The organism is Spirosoma montaniterrae, assembly GCF_001988955.1.
In the GTDB taxonomy this organism is placed as follows: domain Bacteria; phylum Bacteroidota; class Bacteroidia; order Cytophagales; family Spirosomataceae; genus Spirosoma; species Spirosoma montaniterrae.
Genome location: NZ_CP014263.1, coordinates 2,919,566 through 2,937,703 on the forward strand (window position 1 = coordinate 2,919,566; position 18,138 = coordinate 2,937,703).

An 18,138-nucleotide genomic window follows, 5' to 3' on the forward strand; every position below is an offset into this window, starting at 1 on the left:
CGCCTACGCGGGCAGCAACAGCCGGAACGTTGCCCCCTCACCCAGTCGACCTTCGGCAGTGATATAACCCTGGTGATTCTCGATAACGCGTTGCACAATGGCGAGTCCGATGCCCGTACCAGCGTATTCGCTCCGGCTATGGAGCCGCTGAAAAACCTGAAAAATACGCTCGGCATGGTGCGGCTCAAAACCAATACCGTTGTCGACAACATCAATCTGGTAGAACTTACGGTCAAGGTCGGCAGGTAGTACGCGAATTTTCGCCTGTCGTCCTGTTACTACCTCGTTGGTTATGCGCAGATCGGGTAGTTGACCGGGCTTCATAAATTTCAGCGCGTTGCTAATCAGGTTTTGGAAAACCTGTCGTAGCTGAGCGGCATCGCCCGAAACCGTTGGCATTGGATCGACCTGCACGAACGCCCGTTTTTCGCTGATTGCCGTTTCCAGATCACCCACCACGTCACGAACAATGTGGTTGAGATCGACGGGTTGATTGGCTTCTCGCCGGGTGGCAATGCGGGAATAAGCCAGCACGTCTTTGATCAGAATCTGCATTCGCTGTGCCGACGAGGTCATGCGCCGGATCAGGTCGCTCCCCTCCTGCCCCAGCAACGGCGCGTATTGAGTCTCGATAATGTCGCCGAATGCCTGGATTTTACGCAGCGGCTCCTGTAAATCGTGGCTGGCAACATAGGCAAACTGCTCCAGATTTCGGTTCGAGCGTTGCAGGTCGATCACCGTGTTTTCTAATTGCTGCTGAAGTTGCTTGAGCGATGTGTAATCGGCAAACGTTACCAACACCTCATCACCCATTTTGGTGGCCATAATATCAAGCCAAACGTCGATTCCGTCGGTATCGTAGTGAAAATCGAATCGTTGCGCTTCGCCTGTCAGGTATGTTTTCAGATAGTTTTCAAACAGCCCGTTGCTTTTGTAGCCCGGAAACCAGCGGCTTCCCAGTTCGCCCACCACCGCATTCGGCTCCTGCCCTACATAGGCCGCCAGCATTCGGTTTGCCACCCGAAACCGGAAATCAACCACCTCACCCTGTTCATTGCGAATAGGCGTAAACAGAAAAATACCCGTCTGCGATGTGTCGATTACAGTTTGCAGCTCTTCTGCCGACTGCTCAAGGGCTTTGGCGGCCCGTTTCATAATCGACGTATCGTTAAATGTCACGACGAAGCCATCGCCCAGCTTACGGGCCGAAATGTCGAGCCAGAAATCCAGCCCGTCGAGGTTGTAGTACGTTTCGGTGCGCGAGGGTTCGCCCGTTTCAACAGTGCGAACGTATAACGCGAACAGGCCCGTATCGACATTGCCGGGAAACAGGCTCAGGAGCGTTTGCCCGTAGATAGCGGAGAGCGGCATGTTTAAAATGCGCTCGCAGGCATCGTTGACTGTCACGAATCGAAAATCAATGATTCGCCCGTTTTCGTCGCGAATCGACTCGAACGACATGATGCCACTGATTGAGCTGTTCAGTACGCTATTGAGCAGCTCGGCCTGTCGGGTCATGTCGGTCAGCCGTTGCTCATCGGCCTGTTGGGCTTTTTTCAGCGCCGTGTAGTCAGTAAACGTCACCAGCACGTCTTGCCCAAGCCTGACCGACTGCACGTCGAACCAGACATCGAAGCCGTCGACATTGTAATTGATATCGAACCGGCTTTCTTCGCCCGTCTCAAAAGTGCGTTTATAGTGGCCGAATATTTCCGTATCGCGGTAACTGATGAACCAGTCAGAGGCAGGCGTACCGGTTAGCACGTCGGGCGTTTGCCCAACCAGCGCAGCCACCATCCGGTTGATAGCTTTGAACCGAAAATCGACAAGTTGACCGGCGTCGTCATATATGGGGCTGAACACGAAAATCCCCGTTTGCGAATTATCGATTACGGCCTGCAATTCGGCTGCCGAGCGTTCGACGGCTTGCTGGGCACGGCGGGCATCGGTAGTATTGGCAAAAGTCAGTACGATACCATAGCCTGTACCGGGCGATGTTTGCCGAACGGCGGAGACTTCAAACCAGCCCTGTAGTTCGGCATCTTCGTAATAATTTTCTTTCCGCTCAGCCACCCCCGTTGCCAGCACCCGACAGTACAGATCAAAAAAACCACTTTCTCTATAACCCGGATACACGGCCTGCATAGTTTGCCCGATGGTTGTGCTGGGGTCAACGCCCGTGTGCGCCTTAACCGCCGGATTGCTGCCCCGGATCGTAAAATCCAGTACGTGGCCCTGCTCATCATAGACAGGCTCAAGCAGCAAAATACCGTTCAGTGCACCATTGAGCATACTCTGAACTAAATCGTTCTCATGCTCAACGGATTGCTCCTGTCGTTTACGTTCGCTGATGTCTTTGGCCGTAACGGCAACGGCATCGACACCGTCGAGTTTGCTGGCCGACACTTCATACCATGCATCCAGCCCTTCGGCGCTGTAATACAGCTCATCGTGGTAAGGATGGCCCGAGTCGGCCACAACCGCAAACTGGGCAAATAGCCCAGCATCTACAGCACTTGGGTATAAACGTAGAAACGTCGACTGCCGGAGCGTATGAGCCGAGTGACCGAACAATTCGGTGACTTTATTATTGGCGTGACTATAGCTGAAATCCAGAATAGCCCCCGCTTCGTTGCGAATCGCTGTTAAAACGAAGATAGCATCCTGTGACGCATTCAAAATTCCCATCAGCAGTGAGTCAGGGCCTGTATACGTCACATCGACGGGTGAAGTGGTCAGCATTCGGGCTATGTGGTTGAAAAGATTAGGCGAAATTAATCGAATTCCATGAAAACATCTTCATGTTTGCAAGCGAAAACCCCTGTTCATCTGCGTCCGTATTTCGGGTTTTCCGTATCTTTAGGCTTCTACTCATAAACTACGCTGCTTCATGTTGTGTTTACGTCTATCGCGCACAATGCTGACAATCTGTTGGTTCGCCACTATTTCGGTTACGGGCCACGCGCAGGATGCCGCCACCTACCAAACACCTCCCAAACCCTTAGCCGATCTGGTAACGGTGCCGCCCACACCGGGCGTTAGCGTCAATAGCCGGGGCGACGTATTGCTGATTCTCGAACAGGCGTCGGCTCCGTCCATCGCCGAGCTATCGCAGCCCGAACTGCGGCTGGCCGGTGTACGCATCAACCCGGCCAACAATGGCCCTACCCGGATGCGCTATCTCACGAACCTGAAAATCAAGCGATTACCTGCTGGTGCAGAAGTCGCCGTAACGGGTTTGCCCGCGCAGCCACTCATTAGCTATGTGCAATGGTCGCCGGATGAATCGAAAATTGCGTTCGCTCACTCGGCTGCTGACCGGATCACTTTATACGTTGTCGATGTGGCTACGGCGGCAGCCCGGCCCGTTGGTACGGTTGCGCTGAATGCTACGCTTGGTACGCCCTATCAGTGGGTTTCAGATAATCAAAGCCTGATTGTGCGGGCCGTGCCTGCCAACCGGGGAGCGGCTCCTACTGTTAATCGCGTACCGACCGGTCCCACCGCGCAGGAGAACATTGGCGGCAAACGCGGGCAGGCACCTACCTATCAGGATTTGCTCAAAAACACGTCCGACGAACAGCAGTTTCTGTACTACGCCACAGCGCAGGTGATGCGGTTGGGGTTAGATGGCTCGGCCCGGCCCATCGGCGAACCGGGTGTCATTACGGGTGCTATGCCTTCGCCCGATGGTCGCTATGTGCTGACCGAAACGGCCCACCGACCATTCTCGTATTTAGTGCCGATCTACCGTTTCCCGCTTCGTACCGACGTGTTCAGCATTGACGGAACGCTGGTGAAAACCCTGGCCGACACGCCTTTGCAGGAGAGCGTACCCTATAGCCCCGACGGTGCCCCCACTGGCCCGCGCGACTATGCCTGGCGCAACGACGCTCCGGCCTCGGTTTGGTATACCGAAGCACAGGACAACGGCGACCCGAAAGTGAAAGCCGACATTCGCGACAAAGTGTATTTAATCGATGCGCCCTTTACCGCCCAGCCGAAAGAAATCTACGCGGCTGCGTATCGGTTTCAGGGGTTCGAGTGGGGCGACAACAACACGGCCCTTGCCAGCGAATTCTGGTGGCAGACCCGGAAAACTATCACCAAACTCGTGAACCCCACCAACTGGCAGGCTACTACGCTCTTCGACCGTTCGTATGAAGACCGCTACAGCGACCCCGGCGACCCCGATACCAAACGCAACCAATACGGTCGGTCGGTGCTGAATTTGCTGCCATCGGGCGAGGTATTTATGATTAATGCACAAGGAGCCTCACCCGATGGCGACCGCCCGTTTGTGAGCCTGCTCAACCTGAAAACCCGCCAAACCCGCGAACTCTGGCGGTCGCAGGCTCCATATTTCGAGAAGCCGGTTGCCGTGCTCGATGCCGCCCGGCAGGTGATTCTGACCACCCGCGAAACGCCCGACGAAAACCCGAATTACTTTATCCGAAACCTCCGCGCCCGTATTGCGCCCATTCAGGTTACGAACTTCCCGCACCCGTATCCGCAGTTGAAAGGCGTTCAGAAACAACAACTTCGCTACAAACGCGCCGACGGTGTTGACCTGACCGCCACGCTTTACTTACCTGCCGATTATAAAAAAGAGCAGGGGCCATTACCAACATTTTTGTGGGCCTATCCTGCCGAGTTCAAAAGCAAAGATGCCGCCGGGCAGGTGTCGGGGTCGAAGTACCAGTTCAACCGCATCAGCTACTGGGGCGCGGCTGCCTTCGTAACAATGGGCTACGCCATTCTCGACAACGCCAGCATCCCGATTGTGGGCGAAGGCGACAAAGAGCCGAACGATACCTACGTAGAGCAACTCGTGGCAAGTGCGAAAGCGGCCATTGACGAGGGCGTTCGGCTGGGCGTAACCGATTCGAGTCGGGTGGGCGTTGGCGGGCATTCGTATGGCGCATTCATGACCGCCAACTTACTGACCCATAGCCGTTTGTTTAAGGGAGGCATTGCCCGCAGCGGGGCTTACAACCGCACCCTCACGCCCTTCGGTTTCCAGAACGAGCAGCGCACTTATTGGCAGGCTCCGCAGGTGTACAACGCGATGTCGCCGTTTATGAACGCCGACAAAATGAAGACGCCCCTGCTGCTGATTCACGGCGAGGCCGACAACAACACCGGCACCTTCCCCATTCAGTCGGAACGGTATTACAACGCGTTGAAAGGGTTCGGGGCTACCACGCGCTTTGTGCTGCTACCCTACGAGAGCCACGGCTACACGGCCAAAGAATCGCTGCTGCACATGCTCTGGGAAATGAACAACTGGCTCGATGCTTACGTAAAAAACCCCAAAGCCACAGCAAGTAAGTTGAGTGGCGGCAAGTAGAAACAGGCACTACCACAGATTTTAATCTCTGTTTGCCCTACACATAACCCGTGTTTTTCTTTCTAACTCTATGAAAACCCTCAATCTTTTCCTGCTTTTCTGCTTTTGCGTAACCCTTTCGTTCGGTCAGAAAAAAGACGCCGACGGCTGGGTAAGCCTGTTCGACGGTAAAACCTTTACCGGCTGGAAACCTGCCGAAAATCCTGCTACGTTCACCATTGAAGATGGAGCGATTGTGGTGTTCGGGCCACGGGCACACCTGTTCTACGAGGGACCGGTGGGCAATCATAATTTCAAAAATTTCGAGTGGAAAGCGCAGGTAAAAACCATGCCCGGCTCCAACTCCGGCATGTTCATTCACACGGAATACCAGAACACTGGCTGGCCCGCCAAAGGCTACGAAATTCAGGTTAATCAAACTCATACCGACTGGCGCAAAACGGGCAGCGTCTATTCATTTCAGGATGTGAAAGACGTGTTCGTGAAAGACGAAGAATGGTACACAGAACACATCATTGTGCAGGGCAAAAAGATTACCGTGAAAGTAAACGATCAGGTTATCAATGAGTATACAGAACCCGACACGGGCGGGCGCACAGGCGGTAATGCCGGACGTAAGCTGAGCAGCGGCACGGTAGCCTTGCAGGGCCACGACCCGAAAAGCAAGGTTTATTACAAAGATGTCATGATTCGGATACTACCGGATTGACATTGTGAACAATAGACTTTTTTCCTGATTTTTTATGCATATTTTTGAGTACAGAAAGTTGCCCTATCAATGCATAGCAGCAACTTTCTGTCTCTCTTATGTACGTTTCCTCTACTTTTTCAAGATACTATCGACGCTTTCGGGTTTTCCTCCGGCTGCTTCTGCCTGTAGCTGGTTTGGGAATCGGCATGACCGGCTGTGCCGACACAGAGCAGAAAGCTACCTTCCGCATCGGATTCTCCCAGCGCACTACCGCCGACACCTGGCGCAAATCGATGCGGGAGAGCATGAATCAGGAGTTATCGTTCAGCCCCGACGTTGACTTTGTTGTTAAAGACGCGGGTGGTCAAAGCGCGACGCAGGTTCGGCAAATTGATGAATTGATTCGGCAACGAGTTGATTTACTGATTGTTTCGCCCAATTCAGCCCGCCCCATTACGCCTGTTGTTGAGCGAGCGTATCAGCAGGGTATCCCGGTTATTGTTCTCGACCGGCGCACGGCTTCCGACCAATACACAGCCTACGTAGGAGCCGATAATGTGGAAGTGGGCCGCACGGCGGGTATTTGCGCCAACACGCTCCTGAAAGGTACGGGCAATATTATCGAGATTGGCGAGTCGCCGGGGTCATCGGCAGATATTGACCGGCACCGGGGCTTTGCCGAGGTTGTTCGCCAGCATCCGGGGCTTCGGTTGGTCAGAAAGTTAGAAGGCGACTGGGATAAGCGTTCCTTTGCCGCCGAGCTAACCCATCTGCTCAAAACCGGGCCGAGCATTCAACTTATCTTCGCCCAGAACGACCGCACCGCCCTGAAAGCATTTCGTATTTGTCAGCGGCTGGGGTCAGAAAAACAAATCAAATTTATTGGCGTCGATGGCTTGCCCGGCCCCAACGAAGGTATCGACCTCGTAAATCGCGGCATTCTGAGTGCCACGGTGCTGTACCCGACAGGCGGTAAAGAGGCTATCCGCACGGCTCTCGCTATCCTGAAAAAACAACCCTTCAAACGCGAAAACCGCCTGCCCATCACGCTCATCGACTCCACAAACGTGCGGATTATGAAGCTGCAAAGCGACAAGCTGATTGAACAGCAGGTAGATATTGACCGGCAGCAACAGCGAATTGCCGACCTCAGCCGTACCTACGCATCGCAGCGCAACCGGCTGTACGTCACGCTGGTAAGCTTGCTCATTGTGGTTGTTCTGGGAGCCTACGCGCTCTATTTGGTGCAGGAGAAACAAGCCGCTTACCGCCGACTGGCCGTGCAGAACGACGAAATCCGGCAGCAGAAAGATCAGATTGAAGCCGTGTCGAAACAGGCCCGACTGGCAACGGAAGAAAAACTCCGCTTTTACTCCTACATCTCGCACGAGTTCAACACGCCCCTAAGCCTGATTCTAACGCCAACCGAAGAACTCCTGACCCGCAAACACGTTGACGAACGCGAACTCAAAAATAGCCTGTCGCTGGTACAGAAAAATGCACACCGGCTGCTTCGCTTAGTCGATCAGATGCTCGATTTGCGAAAAGCCGACGCCGGAAAACTACTGCTGAAAGCGCAGGAAGAAGACGTTGTTGCGTTTGTGCGCGACATTGTGCAGGATTTCCGGGGTAAGGCCGACAAACGCCGGATTGATCTGCGGTTTGTGTCGACACCGCCTGCGCTGCCACTCTGGTTCGACCGCGAAAAGTTGGACAAAGTGCTGTTCAATTTGCTCTCGAACGCCTTTAAGTACACGCCCAAAAGTGGCTTTATTCACGTTCGGTTAGACCACGACAACGTAAGCGTGTGCATTCAGGTGCAGGACAACGGCGCAGGCATGACCGCCGATGAGCAGACGCATATTTTTGATTTGTTCTACACCGGTACATCGCAGTTCACGCTCGGCAACGGGCTGGGTTTAGCCCTCTCGCGCGAGTTTGTTACCCTGCACCATGGCGAAATCAGTGTGCAGTCGGAACAGGGGCGCGGCACCCTCTTTACGGTACAACTGCCACTGGGCAACGCTCATCTGGACCCATCCGAAATTAGCCCAACCGCACCCACCCGCACGAGTTTGCCCGTTGACGAAGAATGGGCACAGGCTGGCGAAGCCGTTCCGACACTGCCTCGCCAAAAGTTGGGAACGCTGCTCGTAATCGAAGACCACGACGAACTGCGTGAGTACCTGACCCTGCGCCTGAGCGACCGGTTTGAGGTGCTGGCCGAATCGTCAGCCGAACGCGGTTGGGAACTTGCGCTGGACATCGTACCCGATCTGGTTATCAGCGACATTATGCTACCCGGCATGGATGGTATTCAGTTTACGCAGCAGCTAAAAGCCGACTTTCGCACCTCCACCATTCCGGTTATTTTGCTAACGGCCAAAGGGCAGATGGAACACCGTCTTGAAGGCACCCGCGCCGGGGCCGACGCCTACATTGCCAAGCCGTTTCAGATGACCTATCTGCTCGAAATTATCAACACTACCCTCGCCAACCGCGCCAAGTGGCAGAACCGCTACACGAGCGATTACCTCGTTAAAACCGAAAACCGGCAGGAAAAGAAATTCCTCAACGAAATGACCGCGCTCATTGAGCAGCACCTCACCGATTCGTCGTTTGGCGTGGAGCAACTCAGCCGCGAAATGGGGCTGTCGCGGGTGCAGCTTTATCGCAAGGCGCAGACGCTGCTGGGCAAAAACGTTACCGATTATTTTACCGAAATCAGGCTAAAAAAAGCCAAAATGCTGCTGACCGAAACCACTAAACCCATCGCTGAAATCGCCTGCGAAACGGGCTTCAGTTCGCCCGCCTACTTCACCACGTTCTTTAAACAACATACCCGGCATACGCCTTCCGAATTTCGTAAATCGCCGGAGGTACGAGCGGTTTAAACCGTTTTCTTACCCTGCAATGGCCTCTCGTTGGCAATCATTTTCAAAATCATTTTCCGGTCACGTTCAACCCCTTACGGAAGCCTGATACGAAATCAAAAATAGCCGTATCAAAATCGAAATCCGCCCGCAATCACCTCGTTTCAACTACTTGATTATCATATGTTTAATTCATAAATTCATTTCATAACTATCTGAACGATTTCCGTAATTCATCCAGATTATAACTCCATAGCTTTGGCTCATTACTTCGACGTTTTCTCCTGTCAGTTATGCGCCAACAGCAACGTATTTTTCTCTGGTCGATCACAGCGGCTTTGGGTGGTTTTCTTTTCGGCTTCGACACCGCCGTTATCTCCGGTGTGGAGCAGGCTCTGCAAGGACTGTGGCACCTGAGCGTGTGGGAACACGGCCTGACCGTTTCGATGGCCCTCGTCGGTACGGTACTCGGTGCCATGCTGGGCGGTATTCCTGCCGAGCGTCTCGGCAGACGCAAAACACTCTTCTGGATTGCCGTTCTCTACCTGGTATCGTCGCTGGGGTCGGCGCTGGCAATGGACTGGAGTTTGTTCCTTATTTTCCGGTTTCTGGGTGGGTTAGGCGTGGGCGCATCGTCGGTAGCGGCACCGATGTACATCACTGAGATTTCGCCCGCCAAATCGCGGGGGCGGTTGGTGGCTCTGTTCCAGTTCAATGTGGTGCTGGGCATTCTCATTGCCTACCTTTCCAATTATCTCTTGCAGGATATTGGCGATAATGCCTGGCGGTGGATGCTGGGCATACAGGCCCTGCCGTCGCTGCTGTTTCTGCTGGCCGTGCTGACTATTCCCGAAAGTCCGCGCTGGCTGTTGCTCCGCAAAGGCAACGTAGCCGAAGCCCGCGACGTGCTGCGACTCATCGACCCCGACACCGCCGAGCAAACCCTCGACGCCCTGCGCCATACTGCCGAGCAGCAGACGCTGGCCCACGAACCGGCCCGGCTCTTTTCGGCCCGCTACAAAACGCCCGTGCTGCTGGCCGTCCTGTTTGCCATCTTCAATCAGGTGTCGGGCATCAACGCCATTATCTACTACGCGCCCCGCATTTTCGAGATGGCTGGTTTGGGCAAAAGTTCGGCTCTGCTGTCGTCGGCGGGTGTAGGTGTAGTGAACCTGCTGTTTACGCTGCTGGCGGTTAACCTCATCGACCGCTTTGGTCGGCGCACCCTGATGCTCATTGGGTCGCTGGGGCTGATTGCCACGCTTGGACTGGTTGCCCGTGCTTTCTACGTCGAAGATTTCGGTGGCATGGCTGTGCCGGTATTGCTATTCGTGTACATCGCCTTCTTCGCTTTCTCGCAGGGCGGGGTTATCTGGGTGTTCATCTCCGAAATCTTCCCCAATGAAGTCCGCGCCAACGGGCAGGCTTTAGGCAGTTTCACCCACTGGCTCATGGCCGCGCTCATCACGTTCTCGTTTCCGTGGTTCGCCGAGAAACTGGGCGGAGCCTACACCTTCCTGTTCTTCTGCCTGATGATGGTGCTGCAACTCGTGTTTGTGCTTCGGCTCATGCCCGAAACCAAAGGCACCAGCTTAGAGCAGGTCGAGAAAACGTTTGTCGTACACTGACCCCACCCCAACCCCTCCCTAACGGGGAGGGGCAAAGCAAAACGCTTACGCGGGTAAGTCCCTCCCTAACGGGGAGGGGTTGGGGTGGGGTAAATATTAACTGCTATGATAACCTGCTTCGGTGAAATTCTCTGGGACGTGCTGCCAACGGGCAAACAAGCGGGCGGTGCGCCGATGAACGTAGCCCTGCACCTGCGCAACTTCGGGCTGGATGCCCAACTCATCAGCCGTGTCGGCAGCGACGATCTGGGCCGTGAACTGCTCGATTTTCTGCACCAGAAAGGTATACCGACCAGCTATGTACAGGTGGGACAGTCGCACCTGACGGGCGTGGCAAAGGCTAACGTATCAGATGCCAACGAAGTGACGTACAAGCTTGTACAACCGGTGGCGTGGGATTACATCATGCCGGAGCCGGGCCTGACGGAGTTGGTTCGGCAAAGCGATCTGTTCGTATACGGCAGCCTGGCTGCGCGAAGTCCGCAAACCCGCGAAACGCTGCTGGGCTTGCTGGAGGTTGCCAACCGCCGGGTGTTCGACGTGAACTTACGCGCTCCTCATTACGAGCGGGCCACGGTCGAAGACCTGCTACACCGGGCCGACATTGCCAAGCTGAATGAACACGAACTGGCCGAATTGGCCGGCTGGCACGACTTCGTCAGCGACGACCTGCATCAAACAATGGCCCAAGTCCGCGACCGTTACGCCCTTCAAACGCTCTGCGTGACGCTGGGTGCCGACGGTGCCGCCCTGCTCGACCCGTCGGGTTTTTACCGGCAACCCGGTTTTTCGGTCGAGGTGGCCGATACCATCGGGAGTGGCGACGCGTTTCTGGCGGCTTTTCTGCACAAGATGGTACAGGGCGAAACGCCCCACAACACCCTCGCCTTTGCCTGCGCCACAGGAGCCTACGTAGCCACGCAGCGCGGAGCCACTCCGCCATTTTCCGAGCAAACCATTCTACATCAATCGTTTTTGCTGCCTTTTTCTGAATAATCAACTCAAAACGTGTTCGCTAATGAAAAACTGTTTATTAGTTTTAGCCATGCTGCTGATGACGGTGTCGCTGGCCCTGGCGCAACGCACCCTCACAGGAAGCGTTGTCGACGACAAAACCAACGAAGCCCTGCCCGGTGCCAACATCCTGATTGTGGGCACCAACAGCGGTACTACTACCGATGCCAAAGGCGCGTTCAGCATCACTGTACCGGCCTCGGCCACAGCCCTGCAAGTTTCGTTTATCGGGTATGCCAATCAGCAAATTTCGATTGGCAATCAAAGCAATATTGCCGTTCGGCTGGTAGCCGGAGGGCAATTGGCGGAGGTGGTTGTGCTGGGCTACACCACCGCCCGGCGGCAGGACCTGACCGGAGCCGTTGCCATCATTGAACCGGCAGTAACGAAAGCCACCAGTTCGGGCAACCCGCTTCAGGCGTTACAGGGCCGCACACCGGGGCTGTACATCGAAAAAACCGGTACGCCTTCTGGTGAGGCCAGCCGTATCCTGATTCGGGGAGCCAACACGCTCGGCAACAACGACCCGCTGTTTATCATCGACGGTGTGCCCACCAAACGCCCGCAGGTGTTTCAAAGCCTGAACCCCACTACCATTCAATCGGTGCAGGTACTGAAAGATGCATCGTCGGCGTCGATTTATGGAGCACGGGCATCGAATGGCGTTATCGTTGTAACGACCAACAACGGCTCGAACGCTAACGGAAAGCTGAACGTACAGTTCAACACCAGTATCACGGCGCAAACCGAACGGCCCGAACGCTATAAAATGCTGAACGCCGTTAACCGGGGCCGCGCCCTCTGGCAGGCATCGGTCAACGACCGCGTCGATCCGGCATCGGCTTACGGTGAAATTTATACGTTCAACTGGAACAGAGATTTTAATAACCCGCAACTGACCAGCGTAACGCCGAACCCATTCGTAGGCGGCAACCCAAATGTGCCCGTTGGCGATACCGACTGGCAGAACGAACTCTACCAAACGGCCTACGTCACCAACAACGACCTGACCATTTCGGGCGGCACTAAAAACTCCTCGCTGTTGGTCAACCTGAGTTATTTCAACAATTCGGGTTTGGTGAAATTCACCGGCTACAACCGGCTGACGGGCCGCATCAACGGCGTGACGGGCCTGTATGACGGGCGATTTAAACTCGGCGTGAACCTGCAACTGACCACCTCGCGCGAAACTCCCGTGACAACCGACCTGGGCGGAGCACCCACGCCCGGCCTGGCCGTTACGCTGGCACCCACAATTCCGATGTTTACCAAAACAGGCGAGTATGCCGGGCCGCTGGGGTCGGGTTATTCGGATCGTAACAACCCGGTATTTATGCAGTACATCAACCGCTGGGACAAAATCAACCGGACATTCGTGTTTGGCAACGTATATGCCGAACTGGAACCAATCCGGGGGTTGTTTCTGCGGTCGTCGCTCGGCATGGATAATGCGGGTTTTACGAACAAAAACATCGAGCAGTCGTTCCAGAACGGATTTATCGCCCGGTCGCTCAACAGCCTTACGCTCAACAACAACCGTTTCCTGAGCCTGACCTGGACCAACACGGCCCGCTACAATTTTGCCCTCGGCAATCACTCGTTCAACGTATTGGCGGGCATTGAGGCCATCCGCGATAATTTAGACGACATCGTTTCGTATCGCGAAAATTTCGCCGTGCAAACCGAAGATTTCTTCGTATTGAGCGCGGCTTCGGGCAACGCCAGCAGCACGGGTGGCTCAACCGGCAGTCGGCTGCTCTCGCAGTTTGCCCGTATCGACTACAATTTCAACGACCGCTATCTGGCCGCGCTGACGCTGCGCCGGGATGGCAGCAGCCGCTTCGGGGCCGATAATCGGTACGGCTTCTTCCCGGCAGCTTCAATTGGCTGGCGCATTGATAAAGAGTCGTTTATGGCAAATCAAAACCTGTTCAGCAACCTGAAACTGCGGGCAGGCGTGGGCCGCATCGGGAATCAGGACATTGGCGATCTGGCCCGGTTTGGGTTGTTCGAGCCGCGTTACGGCACGCTGGCGTCGCAGGTGCCGAACGGGCATAACGGCTTTTTCGACCAGTACTGGAACGTGGGCACGGCCTACGACCTGAACGGCACCAATTCGGGTACGCTACCGTCGGGGTTTGTGCAGACGCAGGGCGAAAACACGGCTCTCCGCTGGGAAACTACCGACGAGTTGAACGTTGGACTCGATTTTGCCTTTCTGAACGGCAGCTTAGTCGGTTCGTTCGATTATTTCACACGCCAAACCCGCGACATTCTCATTAAGCCGCCCGTGGCATCGGCAGTGGGCGAAGGGCAGTTGAAATTCGTAAATGGAGCCACCAAAACCAACAAAGGCTTTGAGTTGCTGCTGACTTACTATGGCAAACCCAAAGGCGATTTTACCTACAACGTGTCGGCCAATTTTGCCCGCTTCCGCGACCGCATCACCGTACTGCCCGAAGAAGTTCGCTCGGCCTTTGCCGGTAACGCCGTAACGACCATCATTGGCCGGTCGCAGTTCGACTTGTTCGGTTATCGCACCGATGGTATTTTCCAGAGTCAGGCCGAAGTCGATGCGCATGCGCGGCAGGTGGGCGCGGCTCCGGGCCGCATCCGTTACCGCGACCTCAATGGCGATAATCGCATCGACGCACTCGATCAGGAGTTTTACGGCACCACGCTGCCCGCCCTCGAATATGGCACCCGCTTCGAGTTTGGCTATAAAAACTTCGACCTGTCGATTTTCGGATCGGGTGTGGCCGGGCGTACAGGCTTCGATCCGTACACGTTCTATAACAACTTCATCCGAGGCCGCGACAACGTGGGGCCGGGCGTATTCGATGCCTGGACACCGCAGAATACCGCATCGCGGATTCCGGCTCTGACGCTGTCGGATGGCAACAATGAAACCCGCCCATCCGATTATTTCAACGTCAACACCTCGTACTACAAATTACGGAATGCGCAGTTGGGCTACACTTTCCGACGCGAAACGGTAGGCCGTATCGGGCTGTCGGGCGTGCGGGTGTTCCTGATGGGCGAGAATCTGTTCTGGATCAAAAGTGGAAGCTTTTTAGGCCCTGACCCGGAGCGCGTCGACGTTAACACGGTGCCGGTGCCGCGTGCCTTCACGCTTGGTTTAAACGTATCTCTGTAGACCCAACATCTCACAACTATGAAAACGAAACTACTTATATCGAGCCTGCTGCTGATGGGTGCAGGTTTCTTCTCGTCCTGTACTGATTTCTTAGAATACCAGCCGCAGGGTACGCTCTCGTCGGACAATGTGAAGAGTGCCGAAAACGCCGACGCCCTCGTTACGGCGGCCTATGCTTCGCTGGGCAACGGCGAAATGATTGGCCCCATTGCCAGTATGTGGGTCTATGGCAGCGTTCGGTCCGACGACGCGCACAAAGGGGGCGGGGGCGTAGCTGACCTCGAAGACATTAACTTCTACGAACAGCACGTACTGACACAGCCCCAGCAGGGCGGAGGTTTTTATCATCCCTTCACCTGGGAAAACTATTACAAAGCCATTTCCCGCGCCAACGTGGCCCTGCGCTCGATTAACGACCTGAACGAAACGGCGTTTCCGCTCAAGAAAACGCGGCAGGGCGAACTGCGGTTTCTGCGCGGCCATGCCCATTTTATGCTGAAAATGCTGTTCAAGTGGGTGCCGTATATCGATGAAACCCTGAGCAACGACCAGATTCTGACAATCTCGAACCGGCAGTTCACCAACGACCAGCTTTGGGACAAAATCGGGGCAGATTTTCAGTTTGCGGTCGATAACCTGCCCGAAACGCAACCGCAGAAAGCGCGGGCCAGCAAGTTTACGGCGGCTGCGTATTTAGCCAAACTGCGGCTCTATCAGGCGTATGAGCAGGACGATAACAACAAGGTTACGAGCATTAACCCGGCCAAATTGCAGGAAGTCGTGCGGCTCACCGATCTGGTCATCAACTCCGGTAAATATAGCCTTCAACCCGATTTTGCCGAGAACTTTCTGCCCGAATTCGACAATGGTGTGGAGTCGGTATTTGCGGTACAGTACTCTATTAACGATGGTACGACGCTGGGGCGGCTCAACTTTGAAACCGGCCTGAACTACCCGCACGGTGCCCCGCAATACGGCTGCTGCGGTTTTCACCAGCCCACGCAGAACTTAGCCAACGCCTTCGGCACCGACGCCAGCGGCCTGCCCAGATTCGACACGTATAACGACGCGAACATCGACTTTAAAACCGCCACCGTCGATCCGCGCGTCGATCACACGATTGGCATCGACGGGCATCCATACAAGTACAATGCGGCTCTGCCCTTCAGCAACAGTTGGGTGCGTGATCCGGGCGTGTATGGCTTTTTTCAGACCATGAAAGAACAGCAGTTGGCAACCAGTTCGTCGTACAAAAAGCAGGGGCCATTTATGGGTACGTCGAAAAACATCGACATCATCCGCTATGCCGACGTGCTGCTGTTTAAAGCTGAGGCTCTAATTGAACTGGGGCAACAGGCGCAGGCATTGCCGCTGATTAATCAGCTTCGCGACCGGGCTGCCCGCAGCACCGCCCGCACCAAAAAAGCCGACGGCACCGACCCCTCGAACTATCTGATTCGGCCTTACACTGCCACCGGCTGGACGCAGGCGTATGCACGGCGGGCCTTGCAGTGGGAACGGCGATTAGAGTTTGCCACCGAAGGGCCGCGCTTCTTCGATCTGGTGCGCTGGGGCATTGCCGAACCAACCCTGAACGCCTACATTACCAAAGAGAAAACGCGCCGGTCGTTTCTGAACGGAGCACGGTTTACGGCGGGCCGGGACGAATATTTGCCCATTCCGCAACGGGAGATCAACTTCACCAAAGGCTTATACAAGCAAAACCCCGGATTTTAACATTTTTTGACAGGATTAACAGGATAAAACAGGATTTAGATACCTATGAAAATCCTGTTTTATCCTGTTAATCCTGTCAAAACCATTCAATCCTGTCTGCATATGCAACGACCGACTAAAATGCTGGCTCTGCTGGCCTGTTTGTGGCAACCATTGTTTGGGCAGACGACGCCCGATTATCGGCCTCAATACCATTTTACACCCCCAAAAAACTGGATCAACGACCCCAACGGATTAGTGTATCACGAGGGTGAGTACCACTTATTTTATCAGCACAACCCGTTTGACAATAAGTGGGGGCACATGAGCTGGGGCCATGCCGTAAGCAAAGACCTGCTGCGCTGGGAACACCTGCCACTGGCAATACCCGAATTCACCCACGCCGATGGCAATACGAAAACGGCCATTTTTTCGGGTAGCGCGGTTATCGACAAAGGCAACAAAAACGGCCTTTGCCCGCCCGGCACCAAAGACTGTATGGTAGCCGTTTACACCGGCAACGTGTCGAAAGACGACAAGCAGACGAATCAATATCAGAACCTGGCCTACAGTGCCGACCGGGGCCGCACGTTCACGCAATACGACAAAAACCCGATTATCGACATCGGCAGCAAAGAGTTTCGCGACCCGAACGTATTCTGGTATGCACCCCAGCAGAAATGGGTGATGGCAACCGTGAAAGCAAAGGAACACCGGGCGGCTTTCTACGCATCGAAAGACCTGAAAAAATGGGAGTTTCTAAGCCATTTCGGCCCCACTGGCGACACCTCGAAAGTTTGGGAATGCCCGGCCCTGATGCAGGTGCCCGTTCAGGGAGAGTCGGGGCAATCGCGGTGGGTGCTGTTTATTTCGGCGGGCCACCCCCAGCCCGATTACGTTGGTATGCAGTATTTTGTTGGCAACTTCGACGGCACAACGTTCACCCTCGACCCGGCCCATCCGAAGCCGATTTCAGGAAATTCCTACGCCGGAGCCGTGGTTGACTGGGGCAAAGATTACTATGCGGCTATTCAGTACAACGATTTGCCCGGTTCGCAGCCCGGACCGGTTATGGTGGGCTGGCTCAACAACTGGGCCTATGCTAACGACCTGCCGACAATGCCCTTTAAAGGAGCCATGTCGCTGCCCCGGCAAATCAGCCTGAAACGCACGGCTTCGGGTTTACAGCTTGTGCAACAGCCCATTACGAGCGTTCGTACTCTGCGCGGCCCGGCCAGCAACGTAGCAACTATGCGGCTAAACAACGAGAGCCGGGTATGGCAGAAAAACACCGATAATACTTACGAACTGGAGCTTACGCTTCGGCCTGGCACAGCCAAAACGGCGGGCATCAGACTGGCGAAAGGCTCTAACGAAGAAACTCTTGTGCAATATGTTGATGGCAAATTACAGGTAGACCGTCGGCGGTCGGGCAATGTAGCGTTTAACAAACGATTTGCCAGCGTTGACGAGGCTCCCGTAGCATTGCAGAACGGCGCGGTGAAGCTGCGCATCTTCGTTGATAAGTCAATTGTAGAAGTGTTCATCAACGATGGTGAGCGCGTACTTACCGACCAGATTTTCCCAACTGAAACGGCGGGCGGCATCGAGTTATTCGCTGAGGGCGGCACCGCCGAGTTTAGCGGCCTGACCCTATGGCCGATAAAGCCAGTTGTCCGGGTTTCGGAGTAACGCTTCCCCCGTCTTTC

The 18,138-nt window shown here is 55.0% G+C and carries 9 protein-coding genes; 8 read left to right on the plus strand and 1 reads right to left on the minus strand.

Annotation, left to right across the window (positions count from 1 at the left end; genetic code table 11):
* Window positions 1-3: 3 nt before the first annotated feature.
* Window positions 4-2,742, minus strand: coding sequence for a PAS domain-containing protein (locus tag AWR27_RS12685; RefSeq protein WP_077131510.1), 2,739 nt, complete (start codon window positions 2,740-2,742; stop codon window positions 4-6).
* Window positions 2,743-2,890: 148 nt separating this feature from the next.
* On the opposite strand from AWR27_RS12685, the gene AWR27_RS12690 reads away from it, so the two are divergent.
* From AWR27_RS12690 to AWR27_RS12725, 8 genes are all read left to right on the plus strand, one after another.
* Complete coding sequence (locus AWR27_RS12690; RefSeq protein WP_077131511.1) at window positions 2,891-5,350, plus strand: S9 family peptidase; 2,460 nt, start codon at window positions 2,891-2,893, stop codon at window positions 5,348-5,350.
* Between the two features lie 70 nt (window positions 5,351-5,420).
* Window positions 5,421-6,059 carry a 3-keto-disaccharide hydrolase gene (locus tag AWR27_RS12695; protein ID WP_077131512.1) on the plus strand — a complete coding sequence of 213 codons (639 nt, stop codon included), beginning with the start codon at window positions 5,421-5,423 and terminating at the stop codon, window positions 6,057-6,059.
* A gap of 98 nt (window positions 6,060-6,157) precedes the next feature.
* The gene (locus AWR27_RS12700; protein WP_077131513.1) at window positions 6,158-8,935 is read left to right on the plus strand and encodes a hybrid sensor histidine kinase/response regulator transcription factor; all 2,778 of its coding nucleotides are present in this window, start codon (window positions 6,158-6,160) and stop codon (window positions 8,933-8,935) included.
* A gap of 272 nt (window positions 8,936-9,207) precedes the next feature.
* Entirely contained in the window at window positions 9,208-10,542 is a 1,335-nt protein-coding gene (locus AWR27_RS12705; RefSeq protein ID WP_077131514.1) for a sugar porter family MFS transporter, read from the plus strand.
* Between the two features lie 105 nt (window positions 10,543-10,647).
* The gene (locus AWR27_RS12710) at window positions 10,648-11,538 is read left to right on the plus strand and encodes a carbohydrate kinase family protein (protein ID WP_077131515.1); all 891 of its coding nucleotides are present in this window, start codon (window positions 10,648-10,650) and stop codon (window positions 11,536-11,538) included.
* A gap of 22 nt (window positions 11,539-11,560) precedes the next feature.
* Window positions 11,561-14,713, plus strand: coding sequence for a SusC/RagA family TonB-linked outer membrane protein (locus AWR27_RS12715; protein WP_077131516.1), 3,153 nt, complete (start codon window positions 11,561-11,563; stop codon window positions 14,711-14,713).
* An 18-nt stretch (window positions 14,714-14,731) separates the two neighbouring features.
* On the plus strand, window positions 14,732-16,450 hold the full coding sequence (locus AWR27_RS12720; RefSeq protein ID WP_077131517.1) for a RagB/SusD family nutrient uptake outer membrane protein: 1,719 nt from the start codon (window positions 14,732-14,734) through the stop codon (window positions 16,448-16,450).
* Between the two features lie 45 nt (window positions 16,451-16,495).
* Window positions 16,496-18,121: a glycoside hydrolase family 32 protein gene (locus AWR27_RS12725; RefSeq protein WP_232325826.1), complete on the plus strand. Its 1,626-nt coding sequence runs from the start codon at window positions 16,496-16,498 to the stop codon at window positions 18,119-18,121.
* Window positions 18,122-18,138 lie beyond the last annotated feature (17 nt).

Bases quoted from the DNA above. Each gene is read 5' to 3' on its own strand.
- AWR27_RS12685 (WP_077131510.1), bottom strand. From the start codon at position 2,742: ATGCTGACCACTTCACCCGTCGATGTGACGTATACAGGCCCTGACTCA.
- AWR27_RS12690 (WP_077131511.1), top strand. From the start codon at position 2,891: ATGTTGTGTTTACGTCTATCGCGCACAATGCTGACAATCTGTTGGTTC.
- AWR27_RS12695 (WP_077131512.1), top strand. From the start codon at position 5,421: ATGAAAACCCTCAATCTTTTCCTGCTTTTCTGCTTTTGCGTAACCCTT.
- AWR27_RS12700 (WP_077131513.1), top strand. From the start codon at position 6,158: ATGTACGTTTCCTCTACTTTTTCAAGATACTATCGACGCTTTCGGGTT.
- AWR27_RS12705 (WP_077131514.1), top strand. From the start codon at position 9,208: ATGCGCCAACAGCAACGTATTTTTCTCTGGTCGATCACAGCGGCTTTG.
- AWR27_RS12710 (WP_077131515.1), top strand. From the start codon at position 10,648: ATGATAACCTGCTTCGGTGAAATTCTCTGGGACGTGCTGCCAACGGGC.
- AWR27_RS12715 (WP_077131516.1), top strand. From the start codon at position 11,561: ATGAAAAACTGTTTATTAGTTTTAGCCATGCTGCTGATGACGGTGTCG.
- AWR27_RS12720 (WP_077131517.1), top strand. From the start codon at position 14,732: ATGAAAACGAAACTACTTATATCGAGCCTGCTGCTGATGGGTGCAGGT.
- AWR27_RS12725 (WP_232325826.1), top strand. From the start codon at position 16,496: ATGAAAATCCTGTTTTATCCTGTTAATCCTGTCAAAACCATTCAATCC.